This window comes from Spirosoma oryzicola (assembly GCF_021233055.1).
GTDB classification, from domain to species: domain Bacteria; phylum Bacteroidota; class Bacteroidia; order Cytophagales; family Spirosomataceae; genus Spirosoma; species Spirosoma oryzicola.
On sequence record NZ_CP089538.1, the window covers coordinates 4,576,195 to 4,596,436 of the forward strand.

The window sequence follows — 20,242 nt, forward strand, 5'->3', positions numbered from 1 at the left end:
AACCCTATTCCGTACCACCATGCCAACGCTTTATTTGATTCCAACGTTATTAGCCGACGACACCGCCGAGCAGGTTCTACCACCGAATATTCGAACGATCATTGAATCGACCGATGCTTACTTTGTGGAGAATGTGCGCTCTGCCCGGCGGTTTATCAGCGGCTTGAAAACATCCCGCGTTATTGATCAGACAACATTTTTCGATCTCGACAAGGACACCCCTCCTGCCGACACGCGCCGACAGATTCAGGAACTGACCGAACGCAAACGTAACGCCGGTGTATTGTCGGAAGCCGGTTGCCCTGGCGTAGCCGATCCGGGTTCGGTGGTGGTTGGTATGGCCCATTCGCTGGGTTGGCGAGTCGAACCGCTCGTAGGGCCCTCATCTATTTTGCTGGCTCTTATGGCGTCTGGTATGAGCGGCCAGTCTTTTATATTTCACGGCTACTTACCCATCGAGCGGCAGGACCGCATCCGGGCGATTCGTCACCTCGAAAAAGAAGCACAGCAACGGCAGCAGACGCAGATTTTCATGGAAACGCCTTATCGGAACGACGCGCTTTTTGCCGATATTATCGCGGCTTGTGAACAGAATACGCGCTTGTGCGTAGCCTGCAATCTGACCGCTGCTGACGCTTTTGTTCGTACCCGAACCATTCGCGAATGGAAAACACAAATCCCGGATTTGCGCAAAAAACCGACGGTATTTTTACTTTTGTGACGATTTGGTAGTTATGATAACTGGTTACTAGTCAGAAAAGACCGATCATTTATCAAAACCACTGACCACCACGCATGATTCAAGCCTTCGAGTTCTCTCCATTTCACGAAAATACGTACGTCATCGCCGACGATGCTACCGGTGAGGCCGTCGTTATTGACCCAGGCTGTTACGAACAGGTTGAAAAAGAAACCCTAAGCAAGTTTATTAATGACCACAAGCTAACAGTCAAATACTTACTGCTCACGCATGCTCATCTTGATCATGTGTTTGGGGTTGCTTACGTGAAGCGAAAGTTTGGCGTAAAAGCGTATCTGCACGAGCTGGACATGGTTATTTACAACGATGTTCCGACGCGTTGCGCGCTGTACGGTCTGCGGGGCTATGACCCCGCCGAGGTTGATGCTTACTTAAAAGAAGGAGACAAATTTACGATCGGCAGTACAACCTTGGATGTCATTTTTGTACCGGGCCATGCACCGGGTCACGTCGCGTTCGTCAATCATGCCGACCGATATATTATTGGGGGCGATGTATTGTTCAGCGGGAGTGTTGGTCGTACGGATCTTCCATACTGCAATCATGCCGACCTCGTCAATAGCATCAAAACGCAATTTTACACCCTGCCTGACGATTATGTGGTTTATGCGGGACACATGGAACCCACAACAATTGGTAAGGAAAAGCAAACAAATCCTTTTGTAAGAATGTAAAACGGACTGATTCACCACCGTTCGTTCGTCTATCTATGAATGTACTCAAACATCTTCCCAACGCCATGACCTGCGGCAATCTGCTGTGCGGTTGTATTGGTTTGGTGATGGCTTTACGCGGGCATTTAGAAACGGCATCCTGGCTGATTGGCCTGGCCGCCATTCTGGATTTTGGCGATGGTTTCGTCGCACGTATGGTCAACGTTTCTGGCCCTTTTGGCAAAGAACTGGATTCGCTGGCCGATGTGGTAACCTTTGGGGTATTGCCAGCCACGATCGTTTTTCAGCTCTGTTGGTTTCAGGAATTGGGTGCAATCTCATACGGCGCTTTTCTGATCGCGGTTTTGTCGGCATTGCGGTTAGCTAATTTTAACATTGATACGCGCCAGTCGGAATCGTTTATTGGCCTGCCCGTACCCGCCAATGCCATGCTCATTGCTTCGTTTCCCTTAATGAGCCGCTACCAACCCCAGTACGATTCTATTTGGCAGAACGATGTGGCATTGGGCATGATGATTGCGTTTTCGTTTATGCTGGTGTCCGAAGTGCCGTTGTTTGCGCTTAAATTCAAAACGTTCAGCTGGGCCGAAAATCGGATTAAATTCAGTTTTCTGATCGCATCCGCGCTACTCTTATTACTTTTGCAGTTCGCAGCTATTCCGCTCATCATTCTGCTTTACATCGTTATCTCACTTTTTACAAAATGACGGGACAGTTGACTTGTAAATAAATGAACTCGTCAGTCAGTCAGTTAGTCACTCAAGTAGTACCAATGAAATACATCGCCCAAATCAACATCATGACCCGTTCGGAAATTCTGGACCCACAGGGAAAAGCCGTTAAACTGGGACTTCACAACCTCCACCTGGACAGCATCGACAACGTCCGCATCGGCAAACACATCCGGTTGGAAGTTGACGCCGAGAGCCAGGAAAAAGCGCACGAGACAGTCGACTCAGCGTGCCGCCAGCTGCTGGCTAATTTGATCATGGAAGAGTATTCGTTTGAGCTACAACCTGCTTCATAGCATCATTTCGCCGAACCATCAATCCGTAGATGAAGGCGCGAGTAGCAACCCATGTGTGCTATAGTCGCCCAAAAAAGTGCTATTTTTGCCGACTATTTTGCCATTAATGAATGAACACAGTCTATTCGAGTATCAAAGGGTTGGGGTTTTACGTGCCTGAGCAAGTTGTCACCAACGACGACCTGACCCAATATATGGATACCTCCGACGCCTGGATTCAGGAACGGACGGGTATTAAACAACGGCGATTTTTCACGTACGGAAAAGAAACCAACGCCAGTATGGCTACAGCCGCGTCGCGGATGGCACTTGAGCGCGCGGGTGTTGAGGCCAAGGACGTTGATTTAATCGTTTACGCGACCCTCTCCCCAGACTACTTTTTTCCCGGTTCTGCTTTCCTCATGCAGCGCGAATTGGGTCTGGAAGGAATTGCCGTTATCGATGTCCGACAGCAGTGCTCTGGTTTTGTTTACGCGCTGTCTATTGCCGACCAATTTATCAAAACCGGCATGTACCGAACGGCGCTGGTCGTTGGATCGGAGATTCAATCGTCGATGATGAATAAAACCACCGAAGGCCGCAACGTTGCTGTTATCTTCGGGGATGGTGCGGGAGCAGCCGTTGTACAGGCAACAACTGACCCGGAGCACCGCATTCTGTCAACGCACCTCCACGCTGATGGCCGCTACGCCGAAGAACTGTACCTGAAAGATCCCGGCAGCAGTCGTCCTGATCGCTTTATTACGTCTGAAACCGCAACATCGGAAGGAATCAACGTTGTTATGAACGGCAATGCCGTGTTCAAACACGCGGTTGTGCGCTTTATGGAAGTAATTAATGAAAGCCTAACCGCGAACGGGTATAACGCTGACGATCTGGATCTGCTGGTACCGCATCAGGCCAATATTCGCATCTCCGGTTATGTGCAGCAGCAAATGGGTCTGCCCGACGAAAAAGTATTTAACAACATTCAGCATTACGGCAACACCACCGCAGCCTCCATACCTATTGCGCTCACCGAAGCCTTTGAACAGGGACGCATCAAGTCAGGCGATTTAGTTTGTCTGGCCGCATTTGGAAGTGGTTTTACCTGGGCTTCTGCGCTTATGAGATGGTAATATAACTATCTGTATCAGCAAATTAAAAAACTGCCGGAACCAGGTTTTACGAACTGTTCCGGCAGTTTTTTAATAGGTTCCAACCGACAACATCACGAGCGTACAGCCTTCAATGGGCTGAATTCCTTCCGCCTTCAGTTGCCGCTCAAACTCGGGATTCTCGGTTCCTGGGTTGAAAATCACCCGTTTTGGCTTCAGGCTTTTGACGTAATCATACAAGTCCGATTGATTCCGCGATCCCACGTATAACGTAATGGTATCTATTGCCTCCAGCTCCGGTTTTCCTGTTTGAATGGGATGACCTTCGATCTGTCCTTTTCGCAGGCCAACCAGTTCAATCGAATGACCGTACCGCAACAAACTACGGGCGGCCCGGTTGGCATACCGATCTGGATTCTCGGAAGCCCCTATTATCAATGTTTTTTTTGATTCTGTATTCATAACGGTCAGTTAAACTGCACTTGTGGCTACTATTTTCACTTTTAGAAACTGATCTGCATACAGTCAAGTTCAGCAAACTGCTTTTTCAGTAACAGACAATAATCTGATTTACCGGCTAACCTTTTCCCTCACAATCAGAAACCGCTGACTATCAGTTTTTTTAACCTAGATTTAGTAACCATTTCATCATACCTTTGTTAAAGGAGAACTAAACAAAACGGCTAATCCGGGGATATCCGACCTGTGATTCAACAGGCTTATAACAATCACTGATGATGAGTGAAAAGAAAAATCAAAGTTTCTGGAACGAGAAGTGGGTACCGATAACGTTCGAAGGTATTGAAAACCCACCTCGTTACGAGGTTTCTAATTATGGTCGTCTGCGCAGCTTTCAGACTGGTACCCGGCTCAGCAGTTCTCCTACTACGATCGGGACCATTATCAAGGGGTCTGTCATTCAGGGCTATCGCTCGCTGAACATACGCTCAGACGGGAAAACGCTCAATCGATACGTGCATAAGCTGGTCGCTGAGCATTTTTCGGATCGAAAGAACATTGAGCAGACCTATGTTATTCACCTCGACCACGATAAACAAAACAACTATTATCAAAATCTACAGTGGGTTACAAAAAATGAGATGATTGAGCATAATCGGAATAATCCGAATCTCAAAAATCGTCCGGCTCCCCGCCCGACCCGAAATTATAAATTGACCGAAAGCAAGGTAAAGATCATCAAGAAGCTTCTCCGGAACGATAAAAACCGGCTGAAGATGATTGCTAAACAATTTGGTATTACCCATACCCAGTTAAACAGAATTCGTTCCGGCGAGAACTGGAAACACGTTACCATCGACGGAGACTAGTACGAAATCAGGTAATAGCTTTAAGTGATGTTTGAGATTGAGAGCAGCAGCCGGTAGAGGATCTCAGCCGGCTGCCTTGTTTGATGGCTTCCGTGACCGAACTCAGCCCATCAACGGTAAAAGCTAGCGATTCGTTGGCTGATTAGTGGGTTCGTCAACAGCCTGTTTGGCTAGTGGCAACGACAAAAAGAAGGACGTACCAACTCCTTCGTCTGTTTCGAACCATATGGCTCCTCCCGCATGCTCAACTCCACGCTTAGCGATGGCCAGTCCTAAACCAGACCCGCCCCGCTTGGTACTAAAGTTGGGCAGAAAAACTTTCTTACGAATGGCCTCCGGAATACCTGCCCCATTATCGTGCACTTCAATCTGAACCTCATCTTCGTTTGTGTAAAGCCGCAGATCGAGCACCGGTTTACGTTCGGCGGGAACAGATTGAATTCCATTGATGATCAGATTCGTTAGAATACGACCAATGAGCTGACGATCGCCCACCACCATGACCGGACCTGGTGCAATTTGGCGTTGCAAGCGAATTCGGTCGTCGTCGGCATACAGGTCAGCCGCTTTGTTGATCACACCCGTTACTTCAAACACTTCGTTCTTGGGCAAAGGCATTTTTGCGAAATCGGAGAACGAAGTAGCAATATCACTCAGGTTGTCGATCTGGTCAAGGAGTGAATCAAACGTTCGCTGAATTACCCGCCGTAGCGCCGGGTCAGTCGCTCCCACCGAGCCATTGCCTTTTCCTAATCCGTTAGCATCCGGAAGCGTCCGTTGCAGGTGCTGCAAGGTCAGTTTCATCGGTGTAAGCGGATTTTTGATTTCGTGAGCAACCTGCTTGGCCATCTCACGCCAGGCTGATTGCTTTTCGTTCTGTGCCAGCGCCAGCTTGCTCTCTTCCAGCTTGACCAGCATCCGGTTGTACTCGTGTATCAGCGCCCCAATTTCATCGTCCGAACGCCAGGGAAGCGGCTCATTCGGTTGATTGAGGTTTGTTTTCCGAATCTTCTGCGTCAGCAGTTTAAGCGGTTTCGTTAGTATGTTCGATGCGAAGTAGGAAAGAATCAGAAAGAATAAAAACAAGCCCGTGAAGATGCTTAGTGCCGATGAAATCACCTCAATGATCTGTCGATCCAGCTCAGGACGAGCGTAGAAATAAGGGATACTCAATACGCCCAACAGCCGTCCATCGTACGATTTTATACCGGCATAGGCGGTACGATACTGCTTGCTGCCCAACGATTCATTCAGCAGTTTCTGATTTTCCTTTTCCTCAATAACGTGGATATACGCCTGGGCATTAATGCGCTTGGAAAGATGGCCACTTTCGTACATCAGCGGGCGCGTGGAAGTGGTCAACCGCCCGGCCGTATCGAACAGATTAATGTCAATATCAGCATCGCGGGCAATCTTGCGCAGTTCCTCTTCCATAGACGCTTTGCTCCGCCTGCCCTGCCAATATTCATCCAGATAGGTCACGAAATTGGCGCCAATATTTCGCGTGTTGCTGATGTACGTATTCTCCTGATTGGTGATGTAGTTTGAGCTGATCACACTCAGGATAATAACGATAACGAGCAGCAAAGGCAGAAAAAAAGCAACGTTTAACAGTATCTGAATTCGCGTTGAATAATTGACGCTGAACCGCGAAAACCCGTAGTGGATTGCATACATAACAATGACAAGCAATACGGTAAGTACCAGCAGCAAGTACAGAAACGAGAAGTTAGAGAAAATATTCTTGAAGGGGTACTCCGCCGACGACACGATCACAATACGCCCATCCTGACCACGTTGCCCGACGTGCTGATAGCCATTGGCTATCAACCCGCTACTGTACAACGACGAATCAGTCAGCATCGTAGCCGGCATTTTACGGTCATAGTTGTAACTACCTGCGCTGTACAGAATTCGCGGAAAAGAAGTGGCAACCGGTTGCTTTTTCAGAATCGCGTAGCTGTACTCCTGCGTATCCGGGTTCTGCATGAACTTTGTGTCCACCAACAGTTCTGGATAAACGCTCTTAGGCCGTTCGTTGCGTAGACTTAAATTGAGTACGACGTAACCAACCGTATCCGAAGTAGCGGGCGACCAATCCGACATCTGCTTGACGGGCACAAAACAGATATACTGCTTAATAAACTGATTACCAACCTCGTTGATGAAATAAATCCCCGGATAAGCAGTCTGATAAGCGGGTCGTTGGTACCGGGTCGTTAACTTGGCGAACGTACCGGCGTTCGGGCTGATGTCAAGAGGCTGTCCATTGGGCCGAAACGATAGCACGTCGATGTCATATTTATCAAAATACTTGTCCAGATGAGCGCTCTTGACTCGCTGTTGGATTCGCTCTCGGACCAAAAGCGTATCGTTCCGTAACGAGCGGGCAATCTCCCCATCAGCCATAATTGATTCCTGCGCTTTACTCATCAGGAACTCACCAAACTCATCGTTTTCAGCCAGCAACTGCTGAGCAAATTCGCGCTCGTGCACCAGCTGCTTTCTGATTTCCTGATGGTAAACTACATAGGCAGTCGTCAGCGCACATACAAAAGCGGCCAAAAACAGATATACAGACGTTTTATAACGAAACGTGTATAGCGAGCGCGGAAAACGGCCTAGATAAATAACGGAGAAATACAGCCCGTTTAACAGAATAACGGGCTTGAGCGGTAGACTTAGTCCGTAAAAAAGAACTACTGTAATAAGCGTACCTGTAACCAAAAACAGCAACCCATTCCCTATTACCCGGTTGAACCGAAGAAAGATGCTGGCTAACAGATGGACCAGCAAAAAGTAGATGGCGGATATAACAACAAAGACAAGTAGGCAAACAATCTTTAGCACCGAAAATCGAATGCTCAGCGTGATATCGAGCGTAAACTGTGACTTCTCGTAGATGTTATTCAATTCACTGTAACAACCCAGGAAGACAAAGTAGCTTGCTACTATGCATCCAACCGATATGATTTTCTTTAAACCCGCCGACAAATGAATCAGTCGGTTGTAAGTTTTGGATCGGTAGTAATAATAGACCCAATAGTACCCCAGCACAACGACCACTAAGGCGTTCAGTAATAAATCGCCCAGCGACGGAACGAGTACCGAGGAAGCGTAAAATTTAGGATTGAACAGGTCCGACTCGACAAATAAAAACGGCACACCGAAGTAAAGCATCCCGGCGCGTAGAAGCACCAGGTAAGATGCTAACCACAAAAATCCGACTTCGTACCGGCGGCTTCGCTTGAAGCGAATAAGCATCTGTAAGACATACAACCCCAGAAAAATAACGCCGAGCGTAGCCAAGATAACGGTATTAACTGGCGTCGAATGGTTGCGATACGCATCAATCTTGGGCGGGACAACCGAAAACAGATACACCGGCGTATTGTCGTAAATAGCCTGATATACGTTTGTCCGTTTATGGCTGATGGCCTCAGGATCAATCGCAAATAACGCTGAATTATACCCTGACTGTAAATAGATGTTGTTGTTACGATACTGCCGGTAAACGTTGATCAGCGAAAAAACGGCAAGCGTATCGCTACTGGTACGTATCCGACGACAACTAACAATGTATTTACCCTGCTCGAAGTCAACCAACGTTGGGAAGGTGATCGACGCGATTCGTTTGTAATCAGGAATAAACCGGTAGTCAGACCAGAAAACAAGCTGCGTCGCATTGGGCTGCCCGGACTTCGTCCGAAAAATAAAATACGGATACTGGGTGGGCTGACTCATGCTGGCAAATGTCCCGTTCGGGTTCTGCCGGAGTTGCTGCGTCACCTGGTCCAGTTCCTCATTGCTCACCTGCATCTCCTCCTTGACACGCTGCTGCACCGCCGTTATGTATTGTTCATCGGTAGCGCCTGGTGCATTCTGTTCAAGCAACCAGTAACACAATACAGAAAGCCCTACAGCCAGTATCGCCAGTACAAGAAAAATATGTTGTTCTATTCGCTTCACAAGCAGAAGGAAGGCTACAATCGGGATGGCCCTAAAATCATGCCAATTTTAGGAAACAACCATCCGCTGGTTGCCGGCCCCAAACAATCAACAGAAGTAACAGGCGATTTTACCAAGAAAAATCTATGGGCTTTCCAGCCTTTCGGCAATTATACGGAGAAATTATACTTTTTCAACGGTAAACCCGCCCGGCTCGTAACCGATTTCGGCACCGAGTACGTACAACAAATGTTTCCGGTCAATAATGATGCGAACCCCTTCGACGTTATACACTTCGTCGGAAGAGCCGGGTGTATCGAAGCCCAGCAACCAGGATGCTCCGCAGCCACCACCCCGAATACCAACTCGTAAACCGTATTCGTCAGGAATTTTATTGGCCCGTAATGTGTCCATCAATTGCTCCCGCGCTTCGGGCCGAACACGAACAGGATTATCAAGTGCCAGCATAGTTTGTTTTGGTTTATCGTTCATTGTCCTGACTAACGAATCAGTCAGCCGCTAACACCGGATAAACGATAACCCCTTTTGTCAAAATTACCCATTTTTGCCTAAACAACGTTTGTCTCTCTATGGAGTTACTGAGTGATTTTCTAAAATTGATTGTTCCAGCCGGATTAGTGCTTTACGGAATGTATGTGACGGTAAAATTACTGTTGGAACGCGAAGCTGACCGTCACCGCTTTGACATCAAAACCCGCTATACCGAAACCGTTGTCCCCGTACGCTTGCAGGCTTACGAACGCATGGTGTTATTTCTGGAACGGATCAGTCCCAATAACCTTCTCTTACGACTAGGAGGAACATCGACCAACGCTTTAGAGTTTCAGCAGCGGCTTTTGCAGGAAATTCGGGATGAGTACAACCACAACCTGTCGCAACAAGTCTATATGAGTCAGGAGGTTTGGGATCGGATTCAGAGCGCGATGAATGATGTCACAACGCTTATCAACCAAGCCGCTGGCGATACGCAACCCGACGCGCCTGCGCTTGACCTTTCCAAGCGTATTTTCGAGCGTATCATTCAGAAAGACCGGCTGCCAACTACCGACGCGCTCAAAGCCGTCAAGGAAGAGATTCAAACGATGTTTATGTAGTTCAAAAAGCTCGATTACTATCCAAATAGGCTAGTCGATAACGTCAACGCTTGCTCAATGGCATTTTGGTTGATTGGCAGGTTGCAGCCAAGCTGGGTAAGCGTACCAATAATTTCTTCGGTTGGCAGGTTGCCCGTCAGGTCGTCAGCGGCCATCGGGCAACCACCAAACCCACGCAGGGCACCGTCGATCCGACGGACGCCCGCCCGATACGCAGCCTCGACTTTGGCGGGAGCCTCTCCCGGACGTGCATGCAAATGCGCGCCAAACTCAACGTCGGGAAAAGTAGCCAGCAGGTGCCGAAAGAGGGTTTCAATCCCCTCGGGCGTTGACGACCCGACCGTATCGGAAGGAGCAATAATCCGAACACCTATATCCACTAATTTGCCCGTGAAATCGCTAATGAGTTCGGGGCTACACGGATCGCCGTAAGGGTTTCCAAAGCCCATTGACAGATAAACAACGAGTTGTTTGTCAAGCTGAACGCAAATTTTTTGCATCTGCTCAACATCCGCCAATGCCTGACCAATTGACTTATTGGTATTACGCTGCTGAAACGTTTCGGACACGGAAAGCGGAAAACCCAGGTAGTCGATCGTAGCAAAGCTGGCAGCCTGTTCAGCACCACGAACGTTCGCCACAATCGCCAACAACTTTGTGCGGGTGTCGGTCAGATTCAATCCAGCCAACACGTCGGCGGTATCACGCATTTGCGGAATTGCTTTGGGAGAGACAAAGCTGCCAAAATCGAGCGTATCGAAACCAACCCGCAACAACGCGTTGAGGTAGCGAATTTTCTCGTCCGTTGGCACGAAATGCGTAAGGCCCTGCATGGCATCACGCGGGCATTCGATTAGTTTCATGGGCGTGCGCTCGGTTGACGTGATACCACTGCCAATACCATCATCACAGCCGCACAAATAGCCAGCCCACCCGCTTCACGAGCCATTTCAATATTCATGCTCCGCATTCCGGCTTCACTAAACATAAACCCTTCAAACGCAGGAGGCCACTGATAAATAGCGGCTACAACGTAAATCAGCGACATAGCTGCCAGAAACCACCAGCGGGCCATACCTGCGTAGGCCATAAAACAAGCCACTGCGGCAAATCCGTAAATCGGTACCCAAATCTCCGGGTCAGGGTCGTTGTACTGGAAGGCCGCAAAAAGGACAAATAGCAGTCCGAAAACAATCGAAAGAATTTTACGCATGACTTAGTCAAAAGTTTACAGCAATGGGCTGGTCTAATTTCTGGTTCGTGAACGCATGCTGGCCGAAATCGGTAGCTTCTCGTAGTAGTGCTGTGCTGTCGGCGGGGACGCCCGCCCGGTTCTCAAAACCGACACCACAGCATTACCATAGCCTATTTGATTACCGGCAATACTGAGCGACTGCATTCGCAGCATCCGCATATCCCAGGTTTTGTGCCTGTTTTAGACTCAGACAGCCACCCTCGCGCTCATCCTGAAGAATCTGGGCGATGCCTAATCCGTAAAAGGCTTTGCCGTATTTTGGGTCAGCCTGTACAGCCTGCTGAAAATCAGCCGTTGCGCCAGGAAGATCTTTCTGCTGAAATTTCAGATTTCCCCGGTTGTATAAAGCTAGTGCGTTCTTCGAATCCAATGAAATAGCCTGCGAAAAATCATTTAAAGCGGGTTGAATCTGCCCTTGCGCGGCAAACAGTTGTCCCCGGTTCAGAAAAATTTCGGCGCTGACACTACGACTCGTGTCAGGAGCTAGCCGAATTGCGTCCGAATAATCTTTCAACGCGCCGGTAAGGTCATTTTGGGCAACCCTAAGCAATCCCCGATTGTAATAAGGCCGGTAGAAGTCGGGAGCCAGTTTAATGGCCTGATCATAATCCAGCGTTGCATTGGCGTATTCTTTTAGCTCAAAATAAGCAACACCGCGCGAATTAAACGCTTCGGCATTATCGGCATCGGCTTCTACAGCCTGGTTCAGCGCCTGGACCGCTTCCCGGAATTTGCCTTGTTTTAAATAATTTCTCCCTTGTTCAAGATAATTATCAGACGAAGTACAGGCGCTGATAATGAACAACGTACACCAAAAGACACAAAAAGAACGATTCATCACTCATGATATTTTGCGCAAAGGTACGGGCGAAATTTGGTCGTTTGGCTACTATTTAATTAACTTTGCATCGGCAAATCGGTGCTACCAGCTCCTGCTGAATCCCCCAGGTCTTGACCGAAGCAAGGGTAGGTGGTCGTAGCGGTGAGACATTGGTTTGCCATTTTTTGTTTCCGCTACCCGCTTATCCAGGTTTTACGGAAACATTTTGTTTGTTTAGCGGATTATGCGGGGTAGCTGTATCAGACCGCTAAAGTGCCTAAACCTAACATGGATCTGCTCAATCAACTTACCGCGTCGTTTCGGGACGCGTTTCATTCCGATCCGCTCCTGATCTGTTCCCCTGGCCGTGTTAATCTAATCGGCGAACACACTGACTATAACGAAGGATTTGTTCTACCAGCGGCTATCGACAAGGCCATTTATCTGGCCGTTGGTCCGCGAAACGACGATGAGCTTCACTTTATCGCTCACGACTTGAACAAAACATATCGTGGCTCGCTCGCCAACCTGACCCCTACAAAAACGTGGGCTGATTACTTATTGGGCGTAGTCGCGCAGTTCGTCCTGAATGGGCAACCCATACGCGGATTCAATTGCTTGTTCAGCGGAACGATTCCGATGGGCGCGGGCCTGTCGTCGTCGGCAGCACTGGAAAATGGCGTTGGCTTTGCCTTGAATGAGCTGTTTGATCTAGGATTAGATCGGCTGACGATGGTAAAGCTGTCTCAACGCGCCGAAAACGAATTTGTTGGTGCGAAGGTAGGCATCATGGATATGTTTGCCAGTATGATGGGCAAGGCGGATCATGTGATTAAACTGGATTGCCGTTCGCTGGAATACACCTACGCTCCTTTACGAATGGATGGCATCAGCATTGTTTTGTGCGATTCGCGGGTAAAACATTCGTTGGTTTCTTCGGAATACAATACGCGCCGGGCTGAGTGCGAAGCGGGCGTACGGTTTCTAAAAACGTTTTATCCGGAAATCAACAGCCTGCGCGATGTGACGATGGATATGCTCGATACGCACCTCAAAAACGCGGAGCCGCTCATTTACCGCCGGTGTGCTTATGTCGTACAGGAAAATCAGCGCTTGCTGGATGGCGTCGCGGCTTTGGAGGAAAATAACGTTGCCATATTCGGCCAATTGATGTACGGTTCTCACGAAGGGCTCAGCCAGTGGTACGAAGTGAGTTGTCCCGAACTGGATACGCTGGTCGAAATTGCCCGCGAGCATCCGGGTGTTCTGGGAGCCCGCATGATGGGGGGCGGTTTTGGTGGCTGTACAATCAATCTGGTACGTGAAGACGCCCTTGAGGATTTTACGGAACTGATTACCAAACAATATAAAGCCAGAACGGGTAAAGATACGTACCTTCACGCCTGCAAAATCCAAAATGGTACGAACCTAGTCAGCAAGGCGGTGAGTTATTAAGGGATCGTGTCTTTTACGTGCATTACCAAGGAATAGCTTTCGGGCTTACTAGCTTAACGGCCTACTTAATTCTATTTAACTATGAAATTTTTCATTGACACGGCTAATCTGGCCGACATTCGCGAAGCTCAGGAAATGGGCGTTCTTGATGGCGTTACGACAAACCCATCGTTGATGGCCAAAGAAGGCATCACCGGTAAAGACAACGTAATGCGTCACTATAAACAAATCTGCGAAATCGTAGAAGGTGATGTAAGCGCAGAGGTTATCTCGATCAAATACGAAGAGATGATCAAAGAAGGCGACGAACTGGCTGAAATCGATGAGAACATCGTCGTGAAGATTCCAATGACCGGCGACGGCGTCAAAGCAATCAAATATTTCTCGGAAAAAGGTATTCGTACCAACTGTACATTGATTTTTTCGGCGGGTCAGGCGTTACTAGCGGCTAAAGCAGGTGCTTCGTTCGTATCTCCATTCGTAGGTCGGTTGGATGATATTTCGACCGATGGTATGGAGCTGATCGAACAGATCGTTACGATTTTCACAAACTACGGCTTCACCACCGAAGTACTGGCAGCTTCTGTCCGTCACCCAATGCACGTTATCAAATGCGCTGAGATCGGTGCTGACGTGATGACGGCTCCGTTGAGCGTTATCAAAGCGTTGCTCAACCACCCACTGACCGACAGCGGTCTGGCTAAGTTCCTGGCCGACCACGAAAAGGCAAACTTACCCGTTAAGAAGTAAAAACTAGTTGTCAAACCTCACGGGTTCGCTGCTTCGCTGGTGAACCCGTGAGGTTTGACAATTTATACGTATAGCTATGTTTTCTTCCGAATCCGTTCTTAGTCTAGACCACGCGGACATCTACCAGGACAACAAACTGATCTTGGGCGATGTGTCGTTTCAGATAAACAAAGGCGATTTTGCTTATCTGATTGGACGAACGGGCAGCGGTAAGACATCGTTGTTAAAGACGCTCTACGCCGATTTATGGCTACGAAATGGTAGCGGTTCGGTGGCTGGCTATTCACTTGACAAACTTAAACCGCGTGACGTGCCTTTCCTGCGTCGCAAAATCGGTATCGTTTTTCAGGATTTTCAGTTGTTTTTTGACCGCTCGGTCGAAGACAACCTGCGGTTTGTTCTGAAGGCAACGGGCTGGAAAAGCAAAGCAGACATGAACAACCGTATCGCCGAAGTGCTGATGCAGGTTGGTCTGGGCACGGCTCAGAAAAAGATGCCTCACCAACTGTCGGGTGGCGAACAACAACGGGTTGTTATTGCCCGTGCTATGCTCAATGAGCCACTGGTCCTGATTGCCGATGAGCCTACGGGTAATTTGGATCCGGCGGTTTCGGATCAGATCATGAAGGTTTTTCAGGCTATCAACAATGCGGGGACGGCCATGCTCATGGCGACTCACAACTACGAATTGCTGAATAAGTACCCTGCCCGCGTTCTGCGTTGTCAGGATGGACAGGTAGTAGAACTAAGCGGTTAGTCATCTTCAGATAATTTCTTGCCACAGCCTCTCATTAGAGGCTTTTTTGTTGCCTATAAAACTGCCTAGGGATTCTACTAGATTATTGGTTGTTCATTGAAACAGCCATTGAAAATGAGGCAAAATAACGTTGCTTTGGTGTTTCGATCAATCGATTGCCATGAAACCAGTACGTTTTGTCTTGATTTGTGTTAGTCTGTTAAGTTGCCTGTTATTGCTCTCCCCTGCTTCGCTCCTGGCGCAAACCCGGCGTAACAAACCGATTGACTCCAAGGCGACGAAAGAAACAGCCGCCTTATACCATAACCTGCGCAAACTGTCAAGAAAGCACATTCTGTTTGGGCATCAGCACGCTACCGAATACGGTCACGGATGGTCCGGCGACTCCAATCGGTCAGACGTTAAATCGGTAAGTGGTTCACATCCCGCCGTTATCGGAGTTGACTTCAGCGGGTTATCGGGACGACCAACCGAAGCGGTTGAGAAAGCAAAAGAATCGCTGCGCAAACAGATCGTTGATACCTACGACCGGGGTGGTGTGACGACCGTTGCCTGGCATTTTTCGAATCCGGCTTCCAAAGGCGGTTTTTACTGGGTTGACTCGCTCTCGGCTCCGGCGGTAGCGCTCCTCGTTCCCGGCGGCTCCCACCACGAGCAATACAAACAGATTCTGCGCACCATCGGTGAGCTGGCTCATTCTGTAAAAGGAAACGATGGCAAGCTGGCTCCGATGATTTTTCGACCTTACCACGAACTCGATGGTGGCTGGTTCTGGTGGGGAAAACCGCACTGCAAAAAAGAAGATTTTGTGTCGCTCTGGCGCTTTACCGTTTCGTACTTACGCGACAGCCTCCAGGTACATAATTTCCTGTACGCTTTTTCGCCCGACTGTCTTTACAAAACAGAAGCCGACTATTTGGACCGGTATCCTGGCGACGAGTGGGTCGATATGGTCGGGGTTGACAACTACGCCGATTTTGGCCGAAACGGTCGCTACAACGTCAACGCTGGTATTCAAAAACTAAAAATCGTATCAGATTATGCCCGCAAAGCCGGTAAGTTAGCAGCCTTCACCGAAACGGGCCTGGAGTCGATTCCCGATACAACCTGGTGGACCAATACGCTACTGAAAGCGCTCAAAGCCGAGAAAATGCGCTTAGCCTACGTGCTCGTCTGGCGCAACGACGTTCGTAGCCCAACGCATTACTACGCACCCTATCCCGGTCAGGCCAGTGTTCCCGACTTCCTCCGCTTCTATCAGGACCCTTACACGTGGTTCGAAACGGACTTACCCAATATGTATCGACGCAAGTGGTTGTTCTTCTAGCTAATGTCGTGGGGTCAGGTTTGAGAACCTGACCCCACGACGACAGACGCGTTGAGGGTAATCCATAAGTCCGACTTGTTTTCCGCTTATCCAAGTTTTGCCCGACACGGTTGAATGATTGCGTATCTTTGTTTTTACGCAATTTTCTACGCATTCAATTTCTAGTATATGAACAAGTTTGTTTGGGGTGCCCTGCTAATTTGCTGCACTGTAGCAAACCCGTTATGGGCAGCCGGACCAGCACCGCTTGTCTACGACGTTGACCTGAACGACCGGGCCGATGATCTGTTCAAAGTAACGCTTCATGTGGACGGACTAAAACCCGAAAACGCTGTTTATCAATTCGCTTCTACGGCTCCTGGTACGTATCAGGTCATGGACATTGGCCGTTTTGTCCGCTCGTTTAAAGCCTTCGACAAGAAAGGAAAAGAACTGGCAACGCAGCAAGTCTCGGTCAATCAATGGAAGATTCAGCAGCCTGAGCAGGTCCGTCAGATCAAGTATCAAATTGCTGAAACCTGGGATACCCCGGTCAAGCAGGATGTTATTTACCGCATGTGCGGCACTTCAATCGAGAAAGATCATGCGCTCATCAACGGGCAGGGCGTATTCGGCTTTCCGCAGGGTATGCAGGCGAGTCCGCTGGCAGTGAAGATTAGCTACCCGATGGAATGGACCGTTGGAACGGCGCTGGAAAAAAACAAAGACGGTTACTACCTGGCTGATAGCTACGACCGCGTTGTTGACTCCCCTATTTTGCTCGGTCGCCTGACCCGCGCCGAAACCAATGTAGCCGGAGCCGCCATCGAGATGTACACCTATTCGAAAACAAACCAGGTTACCTCTGAGCAGTTGCTGAACAGCATGCAGTCGATGCTACAGGCTGCGGGGCAGTTTCTGAAAAAGCTACCGGTTAAACGATACACCTTTTTGTATCATTTTGAAGACGAAAGCTGGGGTGCCTGGGAGCATTCGTACAGTTCGGAGTACATTTTTAAAGAAGTTCCTTTCTCTCCGGCACTGGCGCAAACCGCTACATCCATTGCAGCTCACGAGTTTTTCCACGTGGTCACTCCGTTGAACATACACAGTGAACTTATCCAGCAATTCAATTTCATCACCCCTACTCCATCGGCGCATTTATGGCTGTACGAAGGTGTCACCGAATGGGCCAATGGCGCGATGCGGCTACGGGGTGGCTTGACCACTTTGGAGGATTACTGTACTGAACTGAGCCAGAAAGTAAAAATCGATCAGCAACTCGACACGACCTATAGCCTGCTCAAACTTGCCCTGACGTGCTACACCCCCGAAGGTCAGCGGCAGTATGGTAACATTTACAACCGGGGCGCTTTGGTTGCTGGCCTGCTCGACATCCGGCTGCTCGAACTATCGGGCGGGAAGCGTGGTCTGCGGGAAGTAATCAATGAACTGACTACCACGTACGGTCCTAACCGCCCCTTCTCCGAAAAAGATTTCTTTGCCATTTTCACGCAGAAGACCTATCCGGAAATCGGCGACTTCTTTGATCGCTACGTCAAGAATGCAGAGCACCTGCCACTCCAGGAGTATTTTGACAAGATCGGTATCCTGTACAAGCCAGCCATTGCGACCGGGAAGAAACTGCCTTCGTTGGGGATGCGGATCGGTCCGGTTAGCGACACTCTCCGCCTGCGGCAAGTAAGCGAGCCGCTGCGCCAAGCTGGGATTCAGGAGAATGACGAATTGATTAGCTTCGATCAACAGCCGGTCAATCCATCGTCGTTGCCTACGCTTCGGGAGAAGATTCGTAGCCTCAAAGCGGGCGATAGCTATACCGTAACTGTTCGTCGTAACGGCCAGCCATTAACGGTCAATGCAGCCATGCTGGAGATCGACGAAGTAAATCGCTACGTGTTCGAGCCAAACCAACAGGCGACATCGCAGCAACTTCAGCTACGTGAACGCTGGCAGAAGAATTTGTAGATGCCATCTTTTTTGTGTTGTTGGCGGGGCCGCCCGTGCGGTTTGAGAACCCGACAGCACCTGGGATACTAAGAAATTGGGGTCGTTAGTGGTGTCAGGTTCTCAAACCTGACACCACTAACGACCCCAATTTCTTATACTCTACCTTATCGTTTAGCCGTCAGATAGGCGAATGGAATAATCATTTCTTCCAGTGAGACACCACCGTGCTGGAATGTATTCCGATAGTGATTCACGTAGTAGTTGTAGTTGTTCGGATACGCGAAAAAGTAATCTTCCAGCGTAAACACGTATGCCGTTGATACGTGGGGCTTAGGCAGGAACAGACGCTCTGGTTTACGACCGACAAACAAGTGGTTATCATCGAAGCCCAGGTTCTTGCCTTGCTTATAACGCAGGTTTGTGTTCGTCTCCCGGTAGCCAACGATTTTGGCCGGTTTCTGTACCCGAATCATTCCGTGGTCGGTTGTAACAACGAGCCGTCCACCTTTGGCGGCAATTTTTTGTACGAACTCCAGCAGTGGCGAATGCAAAAACCACGACCGCGTAATGGAACGATAAGCCGACTCGTCCGGAGCCAGTTCCTTAATCATCGCCATGTCGGTACGGGCGTGGGATAGCATATCCACAAAGTTGTACACAATCACGTTCAGATGATTTTGTAGTAAGTTGTTAAAGTTGTCGACCAACGATTTGCCCTGACCAACGTTTAGAATTTTGTGGTAGGACGTTTTTACGTTCAGGCGACTTTGCTCAATCTGACGGCGTAAAAATTCGTCTTCGTGGTTGTTTAACCCTTCGTCTTCACTGTCGTCATTAACCCACAGATCCGGATGCTTGCGCTCCATTTCGCTCGGCATCATTCCCGAAAAAATAGCGTTCCGGGCAAAGCCTGTCGTCGTGGGCAGAATTGAGTAATAGGACGATTCTTCTTCGACCGTAAAGTACTCAGCCAATAGCGGTTCAATAACTTTCCACTGGTCGTACCGCAGGTTATCGATCAGGATAAAAAACAGCGGCCCCGAGTTATTGAATTGATCCAGCAAGGGAAACACTTTTTTGCGCATCAGCTGGTGCGACATAACTGGACTGTCTGCCTTAGGATCGTTGAGCCAGTCCTCGTAGTTGTCCATGACGAACTTACAGAAGGTCGAGTTAGCCTCACTTTTCTGCATGTTCATTACTTCACTCATGCTTCTATCCTGCGACCCATCCAGTTCCAGCTCCCAGTAAATAAGCTTTTTATAAACATCAGCCCATTCGTTGAAATCCATGCGGTCGTTGTACTGCATAGAAATATTTCGGAAATCCTGCTGGTAGCCGATGTTGGTACGTTCCGTCACCAGACGCTTGTTGTCCAGAATTTTTTTGACCGAAAGCAGAATTTGGTTCGGGTTGAGTGGCTTGATGAGGTAGTCGGCAATCTTGGAGCCAATCGCTTCTTCCATGATATGCTCTTCCTCGCTTTTGGTGATCATCACAACCGGCAGGTTTGGCCGCATCTGTTTGATCTGCGCAAGCGTTTCGAGGCCGGTCATACCAGGCATCATTTCATCTAAGAACACGACATCGTAATTGCTCTGCTCTACCTCTTCCAGTGCATCGGCCCCGCTGTTTACGGGTGTCACATCATAGCCTTTATTTTTCAGAAACAGGATGTGCGGCTTGAGCATGTCAATCTCATCGTCGGCCCATAGTATCGAATAATTTTGCATGCAGTCTGGCTTTTCAATGGTTAATAAATTCGTCGGAAAACACTTATAATACATTCCATTTAAGGCAGTTCATGTTCGATTCAGAACCGGTCGAATGCCCTAAAACAAGGCAAATGTATTGAGTAGAAGGTCACCCTCTTCTAAACATCAAACGCCCGCTTGTGTTTGGACGGTTCATAATTAAGGTTTTTTAACAAACCGCACAGGCGTTTTACTACCGATAAATCACCCGTAACCAGGCGATCCGAC

General features: G+C 48.8%; 19 protein-coding genes. 12 read left to right on the forward strand and 7 right to left on the reverse strand.

Going from position 1 to position 20,242, the window contains the following annotated elements; genetic code table 11:
* Window positions 1-19: 19 nt before the first annotated feature.
* From LQ777_RS19400 to LQ777_RS19420, 5 genes are all read left to right on the forward strand, one after another.
* The gene (locus tag LQ777_RS19400; RefSeq protein ID WP_232559595.1) at window positions 20-721 is read left to right on the forward strand and encodes an SAM-dependent methyltransferase; all 702 of its coding nucleotides are present in this window, start codon (window positions 20-22) and stop codon (window positions 719-721) included.
* A 74-nt stretch (window positions 722-795) separates the two neighbouring features.
* A complete protein-coding gene (locus tag LQ777_RS19405) occupies window positions 796-1,434 on the forward strand; it encodes an MBL fold metallo-hydrolase (protein ID WP_232559596.1) in 639 nt (212 codons plus the stop codon).
* Between the two features lie 35 nt (window positions 1,435-1,469).
* The gene (gene pssA, locus LQ777_RS19410; protein WP_232559597.1) at window positions 1,470-2,141 is read left to right on the forward strand and encodes a CDP-diacylglycerol--serine O-phosphatidyltransferase; all 672 of its coding nucleotides are present in this window, start codon (window positions 1,470-1,472) and stop codon (window positions 2,139-2,141) included.
* A 65-nt stretch (window positions 2,142-2,206) separates the two neighbouring features.
* Window positions 2,207-2,461 (forward strand): phosphoribosylformylglycinamidine synthase subunit PurS, encoded by a 255-nt coding sequence (gene purS, locus LQ777_RS19415; protein WP_232559598.1) that lies wholly within the window; start codon window positions 2,207-2,209, stop codon window positions 2,459-2,461.
* Between the two features lie 110 nt (window positions 2,462-2,571).
* Window positions 2,572-3,579 carry a 3-oxoacyl-ACP synthase III family protein gene (locus tag LQ777_RS19420; protein WP_232559599.1) on the forward strand — a complete coding sequence of 336 codons (1,008 nt, stop codon included), beginning with the start codon at window positions 2,572-2,574 and terminating at the stop codon, window positions 3,577-3,579.
* Between the two features lie 69 nt (window positions 3,580-3,648).
* On the opposite strand, the gene LQ777_RS19425 is transcribed toward LQ777_RS19420, so the two are convergent.
* Entirely contained in the window at window positions 3,649-4,020 is a 372-nt protein-coding gene (locus LQ777_RS19425) for a CoA-binding protein (RefSeq protein WP_232559600.1), read from the reverse strand.
* 275 nt (window positions 4,021-4,295) lie between these two features.
* On the opposite strand from LQ777_RS19425, the gene LQ777_RS19430 reads away from it, so the two are divergent.
* Window positions 4,296-4,886: an NUMOD4 domain-containing protein gene (locus LQ777_RS19430; RefSeq protein WP_232559601.1), complete on the forward strand. Its 591-nt coding sequence runs from the start codon at window positions 4,296-4,298 to the stop codon at window positions 4,884-4,886.
* A gap of 123 nt (window positions 4,887-5,009) precedes the next feature.
* On the opposite strand, the gene LQ777_RS19435 is transcribed toward LQ777_RS19430, so the two are convergent.
* Together LQ777_RS19435 and LQ777_RS19440 are read right to left on the reverse strand one after the other, a co-directional pair.
* Entirely contained in the window at window positions 5,010-8,855 is a 3,846-nt protein-coding gene (locus LQ777_RS19435; RefSeq protein WP_232559602.1) for a sensor histidine kinase, read from the reverse strand.
* A 162-nt stretch (window positions 8,856-9,017) separates the two neighbouring features.
* Window positions 9,018-9,302 (reverse strand): HesB/IscA family protein, encoded by a 285-nt coding sequence (locus tag LQ777_RS19440; protein WP_232559603.1) that lies wholly within the window; start codon window positions 9,300-9,302, stop codon window positions 9,018-9,020.
* A gap of 122 nt (window positions 9,303-9,424) precedes the next feature.
* On the opposite strand from LQ777_RS19440, the gene LQ777_RS19445 reads away from it, so the two are divergent.
* Window positions 9,425-9,949 (forward strand): DUF7935 family protein, encoded by a 525-nt coding sequence (locus LQ777_RS19445; RefSeq protein ID WP_232559604.1) that lies wholly within the window; start codon window positions 9,425-9,427, stop codon window positions 9,947-9,949.
* Window positions 9,950-9,966: 17 nt separating this feature from the next.
* Here LQ777_RS19445 and LQ777_RS19450 read toward each other — a convergent pair whose 3' ends face one another.
* The 3 genes from LQ777_RS19450 to LQ777_RS19460 form a co-directional block, all read right to left on the reverse strand.
* Window positions 9,967-10,812 (reverse strand): hydroxymethylglutaryl-CoA lyase, encoded by an 846-nt coding sequence (locus LQ777_RS19450; protein ID WP_232559605.1) that lies wholly within the window; start codon window positions 10,810-10,812, stop codon window positions 9,967-9,969.
* A complete protein-coding gene (locus LQ777_RS19455; RefSeq protein ID WP_232559606.1) occupies window positions 10,809-11,162 on the reverse strand; it encodes a transmembrane 220 family protein in 354 nt (117 codons plus the stop codon). Before LQ777_RS19455 ends, LQ777_RS19450 begins: the two co-directional genes overlap by 4 nt.
* 160 nt (window positions 11,163-11,322) lie before the next feature.
* A complete protein-coding gene (locus LQ777_RS19460; protein WP_232559607.1) occupies window positions 11,323-12,042 on the reverse strand; it encodes a tetratricopeptide repeat protein in 720 nt (239 codons plus the stop codon).
* A gap of 270 nt (window positions 12,043-12,312) precedes the next feature.
* Between LQ777_RS19460 and galK the strand changes: the two genes are divergently transcribed.
* From galK to LQ777_RS19485, 5 genes are all read left to right on the forward strand, one after another.
* Entirely contained in the window at window positions 12,313-13,479 is a 1,167-nt protein-coding gene (gene galK, locus LQ777_RS19465) for a galactokinase (protein WP_232559608.1), read from the forward strand.
* 81 nt (window positions 13,480-13,560) lie between these two features.
* Window positions 13,561-14,229, forward strand: a complete 669-nt coding sequence (fsa, locus tag LQ777_RS19470; protein WP_232559609.1) for a fructose-6-phosphate aldolase — start codon at window positions 13,561-13,563, stop codon at window positions 14,227-14,229.
* A 76-nt stretch (window positions 14,230-14,305) separates the two neighbouring features.
* On the forward strand, window positions 14,306-14,986 hold the full coding sequence (locus LQ777_RS19475; RefSeq protein ID WP_232559610.1) for a cell division ATP-binding protein FtsE: 681 nt from the start codon (window positions 14,306-14,308) through the stop codon (window positions 14,984-14,986).
* Window positions 14,987-15,146: 160 nt separating this feature from the next.
* On the forward strand, window positions 15,147-16,313 hold the full coding sequence (locus LQ777_RS19480; RefSeq protein ID WP_232559611.1) for a glycoside hydrolase family 26 protein: 1,167 nt from the start codon (window positions 15,147-15,149) through the stop codon (window positions 16,311-16,313).
* Window positions 16,314-16,481: 168 nt separating this feature from the next.
* Entirely contained in the window at window positions 16,482-18,278 is a 1,797-nt protein-coding gene (locus LQ777_RS19485) for a M61 family metallopeptidase (RefSeq protein WP_232559612.1), read from the forward strand.
* A gap of 146 nt (window positions 18,279-18,424) precedes the next feature.
* Here LQ777_RS19485 and porX read toward each other — a convergent pair whose 3' ends face one another.
* Window positions 18,425-19,993 carry a T9SS response regulator signal transducer PorX gene (gene porX / locus LQ777_RS19490; protein WP_232559613.1) on the reverse strand — a complete coding sequence of 523 codons (1,569 nt, stop codon included), beginning with the start codon at window positions 19,991-19,993 and terminating at the stop codon, window positions 18,425-18,427.
* Between the last annotated feature and the right edge of the window lie 249 nt (window positions 19,994-20,242).

Bases quoted from the DNA above. Each gene is read 5' to 3' on its own strand.
- LQ777_RS19400 (WP_232559595.1), top strand. From the start codon at position 20: ATGCCAACGCTTTATTTGATTCCAACGTTATTAGCCGACGACACCGCC.
- LQ777_RS19405 (WP_232559596.1), top strand. From the start codon at position 796: ATGATTCAAGCCTTCGAGTTCTCTCCATTTCACGAAAATACGTACGTC.
- pssA (WP_232559597.1), top strand. From the start codon at position 1,470: ATGAATGTACTCAAACATCTTCCCAACGCCATGACCTGCGGCAATCTG.
- purS (WP_232559598.1), top strand. From the start codon at position 2,207: ATGAAATACATCGCCCAAATCAACATCATGACCCGTTCGGAAATTCTG.
- LQ777_RS19420 (WP_232559599.1), top strand. From the start codon at position 2,572: ATGAACACAGTCTATTCGAGTATCAAAGGGTTGGGGTTTTACGTGCCT.
- LQ777_RS19425 (WP_232559600.1), bottom strand. From the start codon at position 4,020: ATGAATACAGAATCAAAAAAAACATTGATAATAGGGGCTTCCGAGAAT.
- LQ777_RS19430 (WP_232559601.1), top strand. From the start codon at position 4,296: ATGAGTGAAAAGAAAAATCAAAGTTTCTGGAACGAGAAGTGGGTACCG.
- LQ777_RS19440 (WP_232559603.1), bottom strand. From the start codon at position 9,302: ATGCTGGCACTTGATAATCCTGTTCGTGTTCGGCCCGAAGCGCGGGAG.
- LQ777_RS19445 (WP_232559604.1), top strand. From the start codon at position 9,425: ATGGAGTTACTGAGTGATTTTCTAAAATTGATTGTTCCAGCCGGATTA.
- LQ777_RS19450 (WP_232559605.1), bottom strand. From the start codon at position 10,812: ATGAAACTAATCGAATGCCCGCGTGATGCCATGCAGGGCCTTACGCAT.
- LQ777_RS19455 (WP_232559606.1), bottom strand. From the start codon at position 11,162: ATGCGTAAAATTCTTTCGATTGTTTTCGGACTGCTATTTGTCCTTTTT.
- LQ777_RS19460 (WP_232559607.1), bottom strand. From the start codon at position 12,042: ATGAATCGTTCTTTTTGTGTCTTTTGGTGTACGTTGTTCATTATCAGC.
- galK (WP_232559608.1), top strand. From the start codon at position 12,313: ATGGATCTGCTCAATCAACTTACCGCGTCGTTTCGGGACGCGTTTCAT.
- fsa (WP_232559609.1), top strand. From the start codon at position 13,561: ATGAAATTTTTCATTGACACGGCTAATCTGGCCGACATTCGCGAAGCT.
- LQ777_RS19475 (WP_232559610.1), top strand. From the start codon at position 14,306: ATGTTTTCTTCCGAATCCGTTCTTAGTCTAGACCACGCGGACATCTAC.
- LQ777_RS19480 (WP_232559611.1), top strand. From the start codon at position 15,147: ATGAAACCAGTACGTTTTGTCTTGATTTGTGTTAGTCTGTTAAGTTGC.
- LQ777_RS19485 (WP_232559612.1), top strand. From the start codon at position 16,482: ATGAACAAGTTTGTTTGGGGTGCCCTGCTAATTTGCTGCACTGTAGCA.
- porX (WP_232559613.1), bottom strand. From the start codon at position 19,993: ATGCAAAATTATTCGATACTATGGGCCGACGATGAGATTGACATGCTC.